A 12,868-nucleotide genomic window follows, 5' to 3' on the forward strand; every position below is an offset into this window, starting at 1 on the left:
GCCGTGGAGGACGGGATGCGGAGGCATGTGACGTGAGAACGCGGAGGATCCCGCTGCGGGCCGTGCTGACCACGGTGCCGGGGCGAGTGGGCACCGGGTGCATCCTGACCGTCCCGGTCATCCTTTGCTGGTCGGTCGCGGTGTACTGGACCGGCTACGACGCGGATCCCGGCTGGGCGCGGTCGGTGCTGAAGTTCGCGGAGATGGCGGCCCTCACCCCGGGCTTCCTGGCGTTCTGGTTCGCCACTCGGCACCGCGAGGTGCTGGAGGGACACCCCCGCAGCAGACCGGAACCGGGCTGGGCCAGGACGGGCGCGTCCGTCTGCTTCTCGCTCTGCGCGCTGCTGTGGATCTCGTCGTGGGTATGGCTCCTGCTGGTCTGGGAACGGTCGGGCACCGGCCCGTACCGGCTGGCCGTGGCGGCCCTGTGCCTGTGCCTGACGGGAGCGGCCCTTCACCGACACGCCTCGACCAAGGGGGCACGGCCGATGTGAGGCGCCGGCCGCCGAGGGTGGCCGCGGCCTGATCGTCGTCACCGTCCTGGCCACCGTGTGGGCGGAAGTGACCATGCCCGGCCCCGCCGCCCAGGAGGACTGCCGGGCCGTGCCGGGTCCCGCCGATTACCGGTAGGCGGCCGAAGCGAGGAATTATGGGCTCCATGAGCGAGAACGTTTACTTCGACATCACCATCAACGACGAGCCCGCCGGGCGCATCGTCTTCAAGCTGTACGACGACGTCGTGCCCAAGACCGCCCGCAACTTCCGCGAGCTGGCCACCGGCCAGCACGGCTTCGGTTACGCCGGTTCGTCCTTCCACCGCGTCATCCCGGCCTTCATGCTCCAGGGCGGTGACTTCACAGCGGGCAACGGCACCGGCGGCAAGAGCATCTACGGCGAGAAGTTCGAGGACGAGAACTTCCAGCTCAAGCACACCAAGCCGGGTCTGCTGAGCATGGCCAACGCGGGCCGCAACACCAACGGCTCGCAGTTCTTCATCACCACCATCGTCACCTCCTGGCTGGACGGCAAGCACGTCGTCTTCGGCGAGGTCGTCGAGGGCATGGACGTCGTCAAGACGATCGAGGGCCTCGGCAGCGACTCCGGCCGCACCTCCGCCAAGATCACCATCTCGGCCTCCGGCACCGTCTGAGACGTACGCCACACCCGAGACGCCTGAGGCACGTGTGACGCCTGAGGCGCCTGTGACACCTGCTGTGAGCTGCGGCGGGCGGGTTCCCCTCACCGGGACCCGCCCGCCGCAGCCGTTTACGCCCGTTCCCCCCGTCACTGCTTTCTGTAACCGTTCGCGCGCACCCCGTTGACACCCCCCGCAACCGCTTCCTAGGGTCGCGCCAACATTTTTTCGATCAGGTGACGGTATTTCGAACATCTGGAAGGTGAGTCCCCCACGCCGCCGCTCCCTCGCCTGCATCTGATGCGCCGTCATCCTCTCAACGACGAGAAGAACAAGGAACGATCAGCATGCGTAACCGACGATCCGCTCTGGCCGCCCTCGCCGGAGCGGCCTCCGCCTTAACTCTGTCCGCCTGCGGGCAGCTGAGCGGGGACAGTTCCGGGAACGGTTCCACGGGCGGCACCATCGGCATCGCCATGCCGACCCGGACCTCCGAGCGCTGGCTCACCGAGGGCAAGAGCATGGTCAAGGACCTGACGCACCAGGGCTACCAGACCCAGCTGGTCTACGGCGACGACGACCCGGACAAGCAGGTCGCGCAGATCGCCGACCTCGTCAAGAAGGGCGTCGACGCGCTGATCATCGCGGCCATCGACAACAAGTCGCTGAACACCGTGCTCAAGCAGGCCGCTGCCGCGAACATCCCCGTGATCTCCTACGACCGGCTCATCCTGGGCACCGAGAACGTCGACTACTACGTGTCCTTCGACAACGAGCAGGTCGGCCGGCTCGAGGCCCGTTACATCATCGAGCAGCTCGGCCTGGAGGACGGCAAGGGGCCGTTCACCATCGAACTGTTCGCCGGCTCTCCGGACGACAACAACACCAAGTACTTCTTCGAAGGGGCGATGGCGCTGCTCCAGCCGTACCTGGACAGCAAGAAGCTGGTCGTCCGGTCCGGCCAGACCACGCTGGAGAAGGTCACCACCCTGCGCTGGGACGGGGCCACCGCGCAGAAGCGGCTGAGCGGCATCCTCTCCCAGTCCTATGTCGGCGGGCGGCTCGACGCGGTCCTGTCGCCGTACGACGGCATCTCCATCGGTGTCCTGACGGCGCTGAAGTCGTACGGCTACGGCACCGACAGCAAGCCGTACCCCATCGTCACCGGACAGGACGCCGAGCTCGCCTCGGTGAAGTCGATCATCAAGGGCGAGCAGTCGCAGACCGTCTACAAGGACGTGCGGCAGCTCGGCGAGGTCGCCTCCGACATGGTCGACTCGATCCTCAGCGGCAGGACGCCCCGGCTGAACAACAGAAGGGACTACAACAACGGCGTGAAGGCCGTGCCCGCCTATCTGCTCCAGCCCACCAGCGTGGACAAGTCCAACTACGAGTACGTCCTGGTCGCGGGCGGCTTCTACACCGCGGCCGAGCTCAAGTAGCCGTCGGCCGATCCGAAGCGGCCGTCAGCCGGCCTTGCGCAGGATCAGGAAGGCGTGCGGGGTCTTCTCGCCGAGGGCGGACTCCGGCTGCCGTACCGTGCACGACAGCGGGACGAAGCCGGCCGCCGTCAGCAGCTCGGTCATCGCCTCCGGGCGCCTGCGCAGGAAGGTCAGGGCCACCGGGTGGCCCCAGGGCTGATCGAAGTGCCGGGGCTCGTCGCCGACCTGGAAGCCGAGGAAGAGGGGGCTTCCGGGGGCGAGCACACGGTGGAACTCGGCGAAGAGGGCGGGCAGTTCGTCCCACGGGGTGTGGATGGAGGAGTAGAAGGAGACCACCCCGGCCAGCCGGCCGTCGGGCAGGTCCAGCTTCAGCATCGAGCCCTGCTCGAAGCGGATCCCCGGGTTCTCGCGCCGGGCGATCGCCAGCATCGACTCCGACAGGTCGAGGCCGAAGACGTCGAGGCCCTGGCGGGCGAGGAACGCCGTCGTCCGGCCGGGCCCGCAGCCCAGGTCCGCCACCCGTCCGCCGGGGGCGACGAGCTCGGTGTACGCCGTGAGCACGGCCCGCTCCAGCGGCCTCGGCCCCAGATCGTCGCTGTAGCGCTCGGCGTAGTCCTCGGCGATGGCGTCGTAGAAGGTGCGGGTGGCGGTGACGAACTCAGGGGTGGCGGGGGTGGCTGCGGTGGCTGTGGGGTCGATGGCGTCGGTCATGGCCGGGGACCCTAGCCAAGGCCACTGACAACGACGGCTGCCCGAGGATGCTTTCAGGCCACCCCCGCCGCCCGCAGCACCCCCGCCGTCACGGCCGCCCCGAGGACCACCACCGGGAAGGGCGCCCGGCGCCAGGCGAGCGCGGCCCCCACCAGTACCCCGGCGGGGCGGGCCCATCCGGCGAAACCGCCGCCCTCCGTCAGCGCGCCCGTGGCCAGCAGGGCGACCAGGAGCACGACGGCGCCCGCCGACAGCAGCTCCCGCACCCGGGCGGGCGGCTCGACCCGCCCGTGCAGCGCCGGTCCGACCAGCCGGAGGGCGTACGTGCCCACCGCCAGCGCCAGGATCGTCGCGACCGTCGCGTTCACCGGCGTACGCCGTCCGTACGGCCGTACGCCAGGAGGCCGGCGAGCGCGAGCAGCACCGGCACGCCGGCGGGGACGAACGCCGCGGCCGCCAGGGCGAGGAGCGCGCCGAGCGCCGCGGGGCGCCGCAGCCGGGTGTCGGCGCGCAGGGTCGGCAGGACCAGGGCGACGAGTACGGCGGGGAAGGCGGCGTCGAGGCCGTAGCGGGCCGGGTCGCCGAGCGCGGTCCCGGCGAGCGCGCCGGTGAGGACGCCCGCGTTCCACACGGCGAACAGGCCGGTGCCGAAGACCCAGAAGGCGGTGCGGCGGCGGGCGGGGTCCGGCTGGGCGAGGGCGAAGGCGACCGTCTCGTCGGTGACCAGATGGGCGCCGAGCAGCCGGGCGGCCCGGCCGGGGCCGAGGAGGTCGGCGACCGCGAGGCTGAATGCGGCCGTACGGGTGTTGAGGAGCAGTCCGGTGGCCGTGGCGGCGACCGGACCGCCCCCGGCGAGCAGGACGCCGACGGCGCTGAACTGGGCGGAGCCCGCGTACACCGTCAGGGACATCAGCACCGGTACCCAGACGGGCAGTCCGCCGGCCACCGAGAGTGCGCCGAAGGAGAGGCCGATCACCCCGCTCGCCACCCAGACGAGTGAGCTGTCGCGGACGAATGGCCGTATCCGGCCGGGTCCCGAGGGTGTTCGTTGTGGCGAACGCATGTTTTTTACAATGAACAGAAGTGCCCCTGTTCGTCAAGCCGAACGAACGACCCGATGGAGCGAACGGCATGCCCGAGACCCCCGCCCGACTGCCCCTGGACTGGATCGCCGCGTCCCTGAAGCGGGAACGCGCACGCGCCGGTCTGTCCCTCTCCGAGCTGGCCAAACGGGCCGGAATCGCCAAGTCCACGCTCTCCCAGCTGGAGGCGGCGAGCGGCAATCCGAGCATGGAGACGATCTGGGCGCTGGGCGTGGCGCTGGGGGTGCCGTTCAGCGCGCTGGTCGAGCCGCCGGTGCCGGCCGTCCGGGTGATCAGGGCGGGGGAGGGGCCGACGGTCGCCTCGGAGCAGGCGCCGTACGCGGCGACCCTGCTGTCGGCCAGCCCGCCGGGCGCTCGCCGGGACCTCTACCACCTGCGGGCCGAGCCGGGCGCCGCGCGGGTGTCGGAGCCGCACATCCTGGGCACGGTCGAGCATCTGATCGTGAGCACGGGGCGGGTGAAAGCGGGGCCCGCCGGGGAGCTTTTCGTGCTGGAGCCGGGCGATTATCTGACCTACCGCGGCGATGTCCCGCACGCGTACGAGGCGCTGGCGCCGGGGACGACCTTCGTGCTGGTGATGCAGCACGTGTGAGGGGGTCCCCCCGAGGAATTCACCGGAAATTCACCGGGGAAAGGCAGGAGCCCCGTGCCGGACGGCACGGGGCTCCTTGGGTACTGCTTTCAGATTGCGATCACAGGGGGGAGGATCGTCACACGGGGGTGACGTTCTCCGCCTGCGGACCCTTCGGGCCCTGCGTCACGTCGAAGGAGACCTGCTGGTTCTCCTCGAGGGAACGGAAACCCTGCGCGTTGATCGCGGAGTAGTGGACGAAGACGTCGGGGCCGCCGCCTTCCTGGGCGATGAAGCCAAAGCCCTTTTCGGCGTTGAACCACTTCACGGTTCCGGTAGCCATAAGCCCTCCTTGGGCCCAAAGGGTTGCCCTGCTCCAGAACCTGCAAGGTGAAAGCAGTGCCGCACAATGCATACGTCTGAAAATGTCAAGAGCCCGCGGTTACATGCTCCGCAGGCTCTGTACTGCAAGGGAAACCAAACTGCAACTTGCGGCGAGCCTAGCATGCGGGCAGCCGAAAGCAATAGGGGTCAAGATCACGTCACCCGGATGTTTGAACATCCGGTGAAGGGGTTGACCCGGGGGGTCGGAGTTCGAAGGGTACTCCACCGGGGCTAGTCTCGCGATGTGGACAATTCTCGCACCCGGCCGCGCGTAGGCCACATCCAGTTCCTGAACTGCCTGCCCCTGTACTGGGGCCTCGCGAGGACCGGCACGCTCCTCGACTTCGAGCTCACCAAGGACACCCCGGAGAAGCTCAGCGAGCAGCTGGTGCGGGGGGACCTCGACATCGGGCCCATCACGCTCGTCGAGTTCCTCCGGAACGCCGACGACCTGGTCGCCTTCCCCGACATCGCGGTCGGCTGCGACGGCCCGGTGATGTCCTGCGTGATCGTCTCGAAGGTCCCGCTGGACGAGCTGGACGGGGCGCGTGTCGCCCTCGGCTCCACCTCCCGCACCTCCGTGCGCCTGGCCCAGCTGCTGCTGGCGGACCGGTTCGGCGTACGGCCGGACTACTACACCTGCCCGCCCGACCTCAGCCTGATGATGCAGGAGGCGGAGGCGGCCGTACTGATCGGCGACGCGGCGCTGCGGGCCAACCTGCTCGACGGTCCGCGCTACGGCCTCCAGGTGCACGATCTCGGCACGCTCTGGAAGGAGTGGACCGGGCTGCCGTTCGTCTTCGCCGTCTGGGCGGCCCGCCGGGACTACCTCGAACGGCAGCCGGTGATCACCCGCGAGGTCCACCAGGCCTTCCTCGCCTCCCGCAACCTCTCCCTGGAGGAGGTCTCCAAGGTCGCCGAACAGGCGGCCCGCTGGGAGGCCTTCGACGAGCGGGTCCTGGAGCGCTACTTCACCACCCTCGACTTCCGCTTCGGCACCCCCCAGCTGAACGCGGTCGCCGAGTTCGCCCGCCGGGTGGGGCCGACCACCGGCTTCCCGGCCGACGTACGGGTGGAGCTGCTTCCCGCCTGAGCGGGCCGGACGGGATCGGCGGCGGGATCGGCATTGCGCCGGGCGTCGTCAGGGCACGACGATGAAGCGCTCGTACGACCGCATGCGCAGACGGGGGGAAGGGGAACGTCATGCAGCCGCTCGGAGCCGACGAACCCACAGCCGTCGGGCCCTACCGGCTGCTCGGCCGGCTCGGTTCCGGCGGGATGGGCCGGGTCTACCTCGGCCGCAGCGCCGGGGGCCGCACGGTCGCCGTGAAGATCGTGCATCCGCACCTCGCCCTCGACGACGAGTTCCGCACCCGCTTCCGGCGCGAGGTCGAGGCCGCCCGCCGGGTCGGCGGCGCCTGGACCGCGCCGGTGCTGGACGCCGACCCGGAGGCAGCCGTGCCCTGGGTCGCCACGGCCTACGCGGCCGGCCCCTCGCTCGCCGCGGCCGTCGCCGCCCACGGCCCGCTGCCCGAGCACACCGTACGGGCGCTCGGCGCGGGGCTCGCCGAGGCGCTGGCGGCGGTGCACGAGCTGGGGCTGGTGCACCGGGACGTCAAGCCCTCCAACCTGCTGCTCACCGTGGACGGGCCGCTGCTCATCGACTTCGGCATCGCCCGTGCGACCGACGGCACGGCCTCGCTCACCTCGACCGGCGTCTCCGTCGGCTCGCCCGGTTACATGTCCCCCGAGCAGATCCTCGGCCGGGGCGTGTCCGGCGCGGCCGACGTCTTCTCCTTCGGCGCGGTGCTGGCGTACGCCGCGACCGGTGAACCCCCCTTCCCCGGCGACTCCTCGGCCGCCCTGCTCTACCAGGTCGTCCACGAGGAACCCGTGCTCGGCGAGCTGGCGCCCGGGCTGCTGCGGGAGGTCGTCGAGGCCTGCCTCACCAAGGACCCCTCCGCCCGGCCCGCCCCCGGCGAACTGGCCCGGCGGCTCGCTCCCGAGGGCGCGGCGCGGCTGATGGCCGGCGGGTGGCTGCCGGGCGCGCTGGTGGAGCAGGTGGGGCGGAGCGCCGTACAGCTGCTGAACCTGGAGGCGGCCGAGGCGACGGACGCGCAGGAGGTGGCTTCGGGGCCGGTGGGGTTCAGCCGGGTGGCCGTGGCGGCCCAGCGGCCGGTGACCGCGGGGGAGTTCGGGCCACCGCCGGTGATGGACGCGGTCCCGGCGACACCGGTGGACGCGCCGGTGGCGAGGGAGACCGAGGACGGCGGGCGTCCGGCGAAGGTGTCCGTCACCGTGTCGGCCGCGGCGGCGCCGGGGGAGGGCGGGCGCGGACGGCGCCTGAGCTGCACCGTCGCCCTGGCGGTCGCGGGCGCGCTGGCGGCGGTGACGGTCGGCTCGGTGGTCGTGTTCGACCTGCTGCCGGGCGGCGACGGTGACGGTACGAACGCCGACGCCGGCAGCGGCGCGTACTCCTCGGCGCCCACGGACGCGTCGAGCGCGGAGCCCACGGCGGCGTCGAGTCCGGCGCCCACGGCCGCGTCGAGCCCGGCGGGGAGCGAGGCGCCCGGCGCCCTGCCGGCCCGGTACGCCGGCACCTGGGAGGGCGAGGGCACCGGCCTCGGCGGCACCCTCCCCATGGGCACCTTCCGGGTGACCCTGCGCCCGGCCGCGGTGGGCGCGAAGGTGGGCGAGCTGCGGCAGACCGACGTCCTCGGCGGCGTCTGCGTGGACGAGCTGACGCTGAAGCAGGTGACGGCGAAGGAGGTCGTCGCCGACTCGGTGGGCGCGAAGTCCAACCACTCCGGCTGCAACCCCGAGCCCCACACGATCCGCTTCACCCCGACCGGCGACGACCTCACCTACACCTCGGACAGCAGCGCGGAGGGCAATCCGACGGCCCGGCTGTCCAAGGTGGGGTAGGAGGCTGTCCATGACCACGCCTCCCGACACCCTCACCCTGGTCGCCGTCGCCGTCCTGTGGGGCGCGCTGGCGGGAGCGTTCCTGCCGCGGCCGGCGTACCGCCTCTCGGTGCCGGTCGAGCAGGCCGGCCAGGGGTGGCGGGACACCTGCCCGGCGGGACACCCGCTGCGCGGCTGGCTCGGTCGGGCGCGGTGCGGCGGCTGCGCCGCCCCCGCCGGCCCGTCCCGGGCCGACTCCCCGCGCCGTACGGCATCGGCATCGGCATCGACGGTGGCGTCCGGCCCCGGCGCGTCGCCGGACCCGGGCCGGCCCGCACCCACGCCCCCCACTCCGGCGTACGCCCCCGGCGCGCTCCTCCTGCCCACGGTCACCGCCGTCCTCTGCGCGGCTCTCGCCGCGGCCACCGGGACCCGCCCCGAACTCGCCGTCTGGCTGTTGCTGGCCCCGGCCGGGGTGCTCCTGGCGGTCGTCGACGTACGGGTCCAGCGCCTCCCCGACCCCCTCACCCTCCCCCTCGCGGGCACCGCCCTGGCCCTCCTCGGGGTGACCGCCCATCTCCCCGAACACGCCGGACGCTGGACGACGGCCCTCCTCGGCTCCCTCGCCCTCGCCGCAGGCCATCTCCTGCTGCATCTGCTCAACCCGGCCGGCCTGGCCTTCGGCGATGTGAAACTGGCCCTCGCGACCGGTGCCGTCCTCGGCTGGTACGGCTGGCCGACCCTCATGCTCGGCACCCTCGCCGCCTTCGTCCTCGGCGCCCTCTACGGCCTCACGCTCACCGTCGCCGGCCGCGCCACCCGCCGGACCACCGTCCCCTTCGGCCCCTTCATGCTCATGGGAGCCTTCACGGGGGTGCTGATCGGCGCGTACGCGGCCTGAGGAGAGCTGCGGGAAAACGCTGGCGTAGGCTGGTTCGGTCCGTCCTCACCCCTTGACGAAAGGGCCGCTTCCGGTGACCGAGAAGGCCGACCTCCAGTCCGTGCTCGACCGTGCCGCCGAGGGCGGGCGGATCACCCCGGAGGAGGCGCTCGTCCTCTACCGCGACGCGCCCCTGCACGCCCTGGGCGCCGCCGCCGACGCCGTACGCCGCCGCAAGTACGCCGGTACCGAGCACATCGCGACGTACATCATCGAGCGCAACATCAACTACACCAACGTGTGCGTCACGGCGTGCAAGTTCTGCGCCTTCTACGCGGCCCCCAAGGACACCGCCAAGGGCTGGACCCGCGACCTCGACGACATCCTGCGCCGCTGCGCCGAGACCGTCGAACTCGGCGGCACCCAGATCATGTTCCAGGGCGGCCACCACCCCGACTACGGCGTCGAGTACTACGAGAAGCACTTCTCCGCCATCAAGGAGGCCTACCCCCAGCTGGTGATCCACTCGCTGGGCGCCTCCGAGGTCGAGCACATGGCCCGGATCTCCCAGGTGAGCGTCGAGGAGGCCATCACCCGCATCCACGCGGCCGGTCTCGACTCCTTCGCCGGCGCGGGCGCGGAACTGCTCCCCGCACGCCCCCGCAAGGCCATCGCGCCCCTGAAGGAGTCCGGCGAGCGCTGGCTGGAGATCATGGAGACCGCGCACAGGCTGGGCGTCGAGTCGACGTCCACCATGCTCATGGGCACCGGCGAGACCAACGCCGAGCGCATCGAGCACCTGCGGATGATCCGTGACGTACAGGACCGCACGGGCGGCTTCCGCGCCTTCATCCCCTACACCTACCAGCCCGAGAACAACCACCTGAAGGGCCGCACCCAGGCGACGCTCTTCGAGTACCTGCGGATGATCGCCATCGCGCGCCTGTTCATGGACAACATCCAGCACATCCAGGGCTCCTGGCTCACCACCGGCAAGGAGGTCGGCCAGCTCTCCCTGCACTACGGCGCCGACGACCTCGGCTCGATCATGCTGGAGGAGAACGTCGTCTCCTCGGCGGGCGCCAGGCACCGCTCCAACCGGCTGGAGATCATCGACCTGATCCGCAAGGCGGGCCGGGTCCCCGCCCAGCGCGCGACCACCTACGAGCACCTCGTCGTCCACGACGACCCGGCGAACGACCCGGTGGACGAGCGCGTGATGTCCCACATCTCCTCGACGGCCATCGAAGGCGGCACGGCCCACCCCGAGTTGAAGCTGCTCGCTTCCAACTAGGTCCGTCTTGCTCACGATTCACGCCGCGCCCCTGCTCCTGCCGGTCGGCGCGGCACCCGTCCCGGACGGCGCCGTCGCCGTCGACGGCGGCCGGATCGCGGCCCTCGGACCGTACGACGAGGTCGCCGCCGCGGCCCCCGGCGCCCGCGTCCGCCGCTGGCCCGGCGTCCTCACCCCCGGACTGCGCCAGTGGCACAGCCTGTGGCTGCTGCGCCGCTGCTACCACCCCGACCCGCGCGAGTACGACGCACTCGGCGAACTCCCGCTGTGGGGCGAGCGGCTGGCCGCCCTGGAGCTGACCGAGACCCGCTGGTCGGGCAGCGTCCGCCGCGGCCTCCAGCGGATGCTGGGCCACGGCACCACGGCCCTGGCCGCCCCGGGCGCCCGCTTCACCGACCCCCTGGTGGCCCAGGCGGTGACCCGCTCCGGCCTGCGGGTCGTCCCGGTCACCGGCGCCCCCGGCCTGCTCCTGGGCGACCACCCCGACCTCGACCCCTTCGCCGAGGGCTACGACCTGGCGGGCACGGTCCACGGCCCCCTGGAGGTGGGCGCCCGGGCCGACCTGGCGGTCTTCGACGCGCAGGACGAGGCCGCCCTGACGGCGAAGGGCGCATCGAGCTGCGTGGCGACGGTGATCGAGGGCAGGCTGCTGTACCGGTCCAGGTAGCCGGCTTGTGCCTTTGGGGGGCGCCCCCACCCCCTACCCCGAGAACGCCTCCGCGAACGCCCCCGAACTCTGGTCCACCCCACTGCAATTGGTCAGCGCGTCATCCGTGTCCGTCCCGTCCTCGCACTGCTGGTCCCGGAACGTCGCCCACATCGACACCCACGCGATCCCCTTCTCCTCCGCGAACTCCCGCACCTGGGCCGCGTCGGACAGCGTGAACGTCTCGTTGTCCACGTCGTTCGTGCCGATCATCGACGTGAGCGCCATCCCCTTCCACGCGGTCTCGTCCGACGTCCCGAAGACGTCCCGCAACTGCTCCTGCGCCGCCTTCGCCGAGGTGATCGCGTACGCGCCCATGTCCCCGGTGTACGACTCGCCGTAGTTCATCGTCATCAGATTGACCGTGGAGACCTGTACGTCGTACTTGTTCGCGGACTCCAGCAGCGCGATCCCGTCGTCGTCCAGACCGGACGGCATCACCGGGAGCGTGAAGGAGACCTCCAGGTCGGACCGGTCCGCCTGGAGCAGCGCGATCGCCTTCGAACGCAGCGCGACCGAGGCGGAGTCGGTCAGCTCGTCGCCCTCGATGTCGAAGTCCGCCTGGGCGGAGCCGGCCGCGTCGAGGGCCTCGCCGTACGCCTCGGCCAGCGCCGACGCGCTGTCACAGGTCGACGCCAGCTCCTTGCCCGAGGCCCCGCCGAAGGAGACGCGGACCGTGGCGCCGGAATCGGTCAGCGCCGAGATACGAGAGGTGACCGCCGAGTCGTCGATGGCCTCCGTGCCGTTCCACTTCGCCGTACAGCTGCTGCCGTCGGAGATGACGAAGGCCAGGTTGTACGTCCCCGGCGAGCCCGCGGAGTCGTTGTCGGAGGCCTCCGACGCACTGACGTACGGCGCGTAGGACGTACCGGACGAAGCCTCCTCCGTGGCGCTCGCGGACGGGGAAGACGAGCTTCGATCGGGCGGCTCGGGTGCCGCGTCCGACGTGCCGTCGGACCCTGCGGAGCACCCCGCCGTGGCCAGGGCAAACAGGCAACTGAGCCCCGCCATCGGCTTCAGGAAACTCCTCATGTGACATGCACCCGCTCTCGTGATTTGCGTCTCAGGGGAAAATAGGAGTACGTATTCCAAAGGAAAATGTCTCACATGAGGCCGCACAAATTTAAGACAGTGAACGTACAGGGGCCTCACGGACACGGCACGGCAAAAACGGACAATCACCCCCGGAGGAGGGGCATTCAACCCTCCCTCATGGTCGGCCCTCCGCGCAGGATTTCTGTGAGACTCTCAGGAAAGAGACAGGTTAAGGGGTTTCTCATGGGTCTCTCACATGGATTTCCGGGTTCCCGGCACATAAAGACTCCCTAATATCCGGGGAATGCATTCCGAGTCTTCCGAGCCTGCCGTCGATAGTCATGACGCCGTTCGCGGTCGCCGTCGCAAACGCGGTGGCAACGCCGCCGACGGTCCCGTGTTCGTGGACAACTCCGGACGCAGGTCCAAGCTGCTGCGACGCATCGGCATCCTCCTGGGTGTCGGCTGCCTCGCCTACGCGACCGTCCTCGGCGCGGCCTTCATGGGCTGGGGCACCTCCCTGACCCCGTCCTCGCTGCTGCCGTTCGGCGGCAACGGCCAGAACCGGCAGGGCCCCTCCGGCGGCATCCGCCCCAACGGGGGCGTGGGCTACGAGGTGGGCGGTCCGGGCGGCACCGGCCGCTCCTCGCTGCCCACCGGCACCGCCTCCCCGTCCGCCTCCGCCTCCGCCAACTGACGGGAC

General features: G+C 71.1%; 15 protein-coding genes. 10 read left to right on the forward strand and 5 right to left on the reverse strand.

Translation table 11 applies throughout. From position 1 onward, the window contains the following. Positions 1-32: 32 nt before the first annotated feature. The 3 genes from ACYQ8Q_RS27000 to chvE all read left to right on the forward strand — a co-directional run bounded on the left by ACYQ8Q_RS27000 (position 33) and on the right by chvE (position 2,577). Positions 33-494, forward strand: coding sequence for a hypothetical protein (locus tag ACYQ8Q_RS27000; RefSeq protein ID WP_460068437.1), 462 nt, complete (start codon positions 33-35; stop codon positions 492-494). A 164-nt stretch (positions 495-658) separates the two neighbouring features. Then, positions 659-1,150 carry a peptidylprolyl isomerase gene (locus tag ACYQ8Q_RS27005; RefSeq protein WP_460068438.1) on the forward strand — a complete coding sequence of 164 codons (492 nt, stop codon included), beginning with the start codon at positions 659-661 and terminating at the stop codon, positions 1,148-1,150. A gap of 332 nt (positions 1,151-1,482) precedes the next feature. Then, complete coding sequence (chvE, locus tag ACYQ8Q_RS27010; RefSeq protein WP_460068439.1) at positions 1,483-2,577, forward strand: multiple monosaccharide ABC transporter substrate-binding protein; 1,095 nt, start codon at positions 1,483-1,485, stop codon at positions 2,575-2,577. A 24-nt stretch (positions 2,578-2,601) separates the two neighbouring features. Here chvE and ACYQ8Q_RS27015 read toward each other — a convergent pair whose 3' ends face one another. Genes ACYQ8Q_RS27015 through ACYQ8Q_RS27025 form a run of 3 tightly spaced genes read right to left on the reverse strand, consistent with a single transcriptional unit; the run spans position 2,602 to position 4,351 of the window. Further along, positions 2,602-3,288, reverse strand: coding sequence for a class I SAM-dependent methyltransferase (locus ACYQ8Q_RS27015; protein ID WP_460068440.1), 687 nt, complete (start codon positions 3,286-3,288; stop codon positions 2,602-2,604). A 53-nt stretch (positions 3,289-3,341) separates the two neighbouring features. Next, positions 3,342-3,656, reverse strand: a complete 315-nt coding sequence (locus tag ACYQ8Q_RS27020; RefSeq protein ID WP_460068441.1) for an AzlD domain-containing protein — start codon at positions 3,654-3,656, stop codon at positions 3,342-3,344. Then, complete coding sequence (locus ACYQ8Q_RS27025; RefSeq protein ID WP_460068443.1) at positions 3,653-4,351, reverse strand: AzlC family ABC transporter permease; 699 nt, start codon at positions 4,349-4,351, stop codon at positions 3,653-3,655. The genes ACYQ8Q_RS27020 and ACYQ8Q_RS27025 overlap by 4 nt, the downstream gene beginning before the upstream one ends. Before the next feature lie 68 nt (positions 4,352-4,419). Between ACYQ8Q_RS27025 and ACYQ8Q_RS27030 the strand changes: the two genes are divergently transcribed. Then, positions 4,420-4,983 carry a helix-turn-helix domain-containing protein gene (locus ACYQ8Q_RS27030; RefSeq protein ID WP_460068444.1) on the forward strand — a complete coding sequence of 188 codons (564 nt, stop codon included), beginning with the start codon at positions 4,420-4,422 and terminating at the stop codon, positions 4,981-4,983. Positions 4,984-5,101: 118 nt separating this feature from the next. On the opposite strand, the gene ACYQ8Q_RS27035 is transcribed toward ACYQ8Q_RS27030, so the two are convergent. Beyond that, the gene (locus tag ACYQ8Q_RS27035; RefSeq protein WP_003974443.1) at positions 5,102-5,305 is read right to left on the reverse strand and encodes a cold-shock protein; all 204 of its coding nucleotides are present in this window, start codon (positions 5,303-5,305) and stop codon (positions 5,102-5,104) included. A gap of 285 nt (positions 5,306-5,590) precedes the next feature. Between ACYQ8Q_RS27035 and ACYQ8Q_RS27040 the strand changes: the two genes are divergently transcribed. The 5 genes from ACYQ8Q_RS27040 to ACYQ8Q_RS27060 all read left to right on the forward strand — a co-directional run bounded on the left by ACYQ8Q_RS27040 (position 5,591) and on the right by ACYQ8Q_RS27060 (position 11,091). Beyond that, positions 5,591-6,439 (forward strand): menaquinone biosynthetic enzyme MqnA/MqnD family protein, encoded by an 849-nt coding sequence (locus ACYQ8Q_RS27040; protein ID WP_460068447.1) that lies wholly within the window; start codon positions 5,591-5,593, stop codon positions 6,437-6,439. 110 nt (positions 6,440-6,549) lie between these two features. Next, positions 6,550-8,271, forward strand: coding sequence for a serine/threonine-protein kinase (locus tag ACYQ8Q_RS27045; RefSeq protein WP_460068449.1), 1,722 nt, complete (start codon positions 6,550-6,552; stop codon positions 8,269-8,271). A gap of 10 nt (positions 8,272-8,281) precedes the next feature. Next, entirely contained in the window at positions 8,282-9,151 is an 870-nt protein-coding gene (locus ACYQ8Q_RS27050) for a prepilin peptidase (protein ID WP_460068451.1), read from the forward strand. Positions 9,152-9,224: 73 nt separating this feature from the next. After that, positions 9,225-10,424, forward strand: coding sequence for a cyclic dehypoxanthinyl futalosine synthase (mqnC, locus tag ACYQ8Q_RS27055; RefSeq protein WP_460068453.1), 1,200 nt, complete (start codon positions 9,225-9,227; stop codon positions 10,422-10,424). A gap of 7 nt (positions 10,425-10,431) precedes the next feature. Further along, the gene (locus tag ACYQ8Q_RS27060) at positions 10,432-11,091 is read left to right on the forward strand and encodes an amidohydrolase family protein (RefSeq protein WP_460068455.1); all 660 of its coding nucleotides are present in this window, start codon (positions 10,432-10,434) and stop codon (positions 11,089-11,091) included. A 33-nt stretch (positions 11,092-11,124) separates the two neighbouring features. Here the strand turns inward: ACYQ8Q_RS27060 and ACYQ8Q_RS27065 are convergent, their stop codons facing one another. Continuing rightward, on the reverse strand, positions 11,125-12,162 hold the full coding sequence (locus tag ACYQ8Q_RS27065; protein ID WP_460068457.1) for a chitinase: 1,038 nt from the start codon (positions 12,160-12,162) through the stop codon (positions 11,125-11,127). A 406-nt stretch (positions 12,163-12,568) separates the two neighbouring features. Between ACYQ8Q_RS27065 and ACYQ8Q_RS27070 the strand changes: the two genes are divergently transcribed. Beyond that, positions 12,569-12,862 carry a hypothetical protein gene (locus tag ACYQ8Q_RS27070; protein ID WP_460068459.1) on the forward strand — a complete coding sequence of 98 codons (294 nt, stop codon included), beginning with the start codon at positions 12,569-12,571 and terminating at the stop codon, positions 12,860-12,862. The last annotated feature ends 6 nt before the right edge of the window (positions 12,863-12,868 follow it).

It is taken from the genome of Streptomyces sp. YKOK-I1 (assembly GCF_054660435.1).

Coding starts and splice junctions, on each gene's coding strand:
- ACYQ8Q_RS27005 (WP_460068438.1), top strand. CDS start 659: ATGAGCGAGAACGTTTACTTCGACATCACCATCAACGACGAGCCCGCC.
- chvE (WP_460068439.1), top strand. CDS start 1,483: ATGCGTAACCGACGATCCGCTCTGGCCGCCCTCGCCGGAGCGGCCTCC.
- ACYQ8Q_RS27015 (WP_460068440.1), bottom strand. CDS start 3,288: ATGACCGACGCCATCGACCCCACAGCCACCGCAGCCACCCCCGCCACC.
- ACYQ8Q_RS27025 (WP_460068443.1), bottom strand. CDS start 4,351: ATGCGTTCGCCACAACGAACACCCTCGGGACCCGGCCGGATACGGCCA.
- ACYQ8Q_RS27030 (WP_460068444.1), top strand. CDS start 4,420: ATGCCCGAGACCCCCGCCCGACTGCCCCTGGACTGGATCGCCGCGTCC.
- ACYQ8Q_RS27035 (WP_003974443.1), bottom strand. CDS start 5,305: ATGGCTACCGGAACCGTGAAGTGGTTCAACGCCGAAAAGGGCTTTGGC.
- ACYQ8Q_RS27045 (WP_460068449.1), top strand. CDS start 6,550: ATGCAGCCGCTCGGAGCCGACGAACCCACAGCCGTCGGGCCCTACCGG.
- ACYQ8Q_RS27050 (WP_460068451.1), top strand. CDS start 8,282: ATGACCACGCCTCCCGACACCCTCACCCTGGTCGCCGTCGCCGTCCTG.
- ACYQ8Q_RS27065 (WP_460068457.1), bottom strand. CDS start 12,162: ATGAGGAGTTTCCTGAAGCCGATGGCGGGGCTCAGTTGCCTGTTTGCC.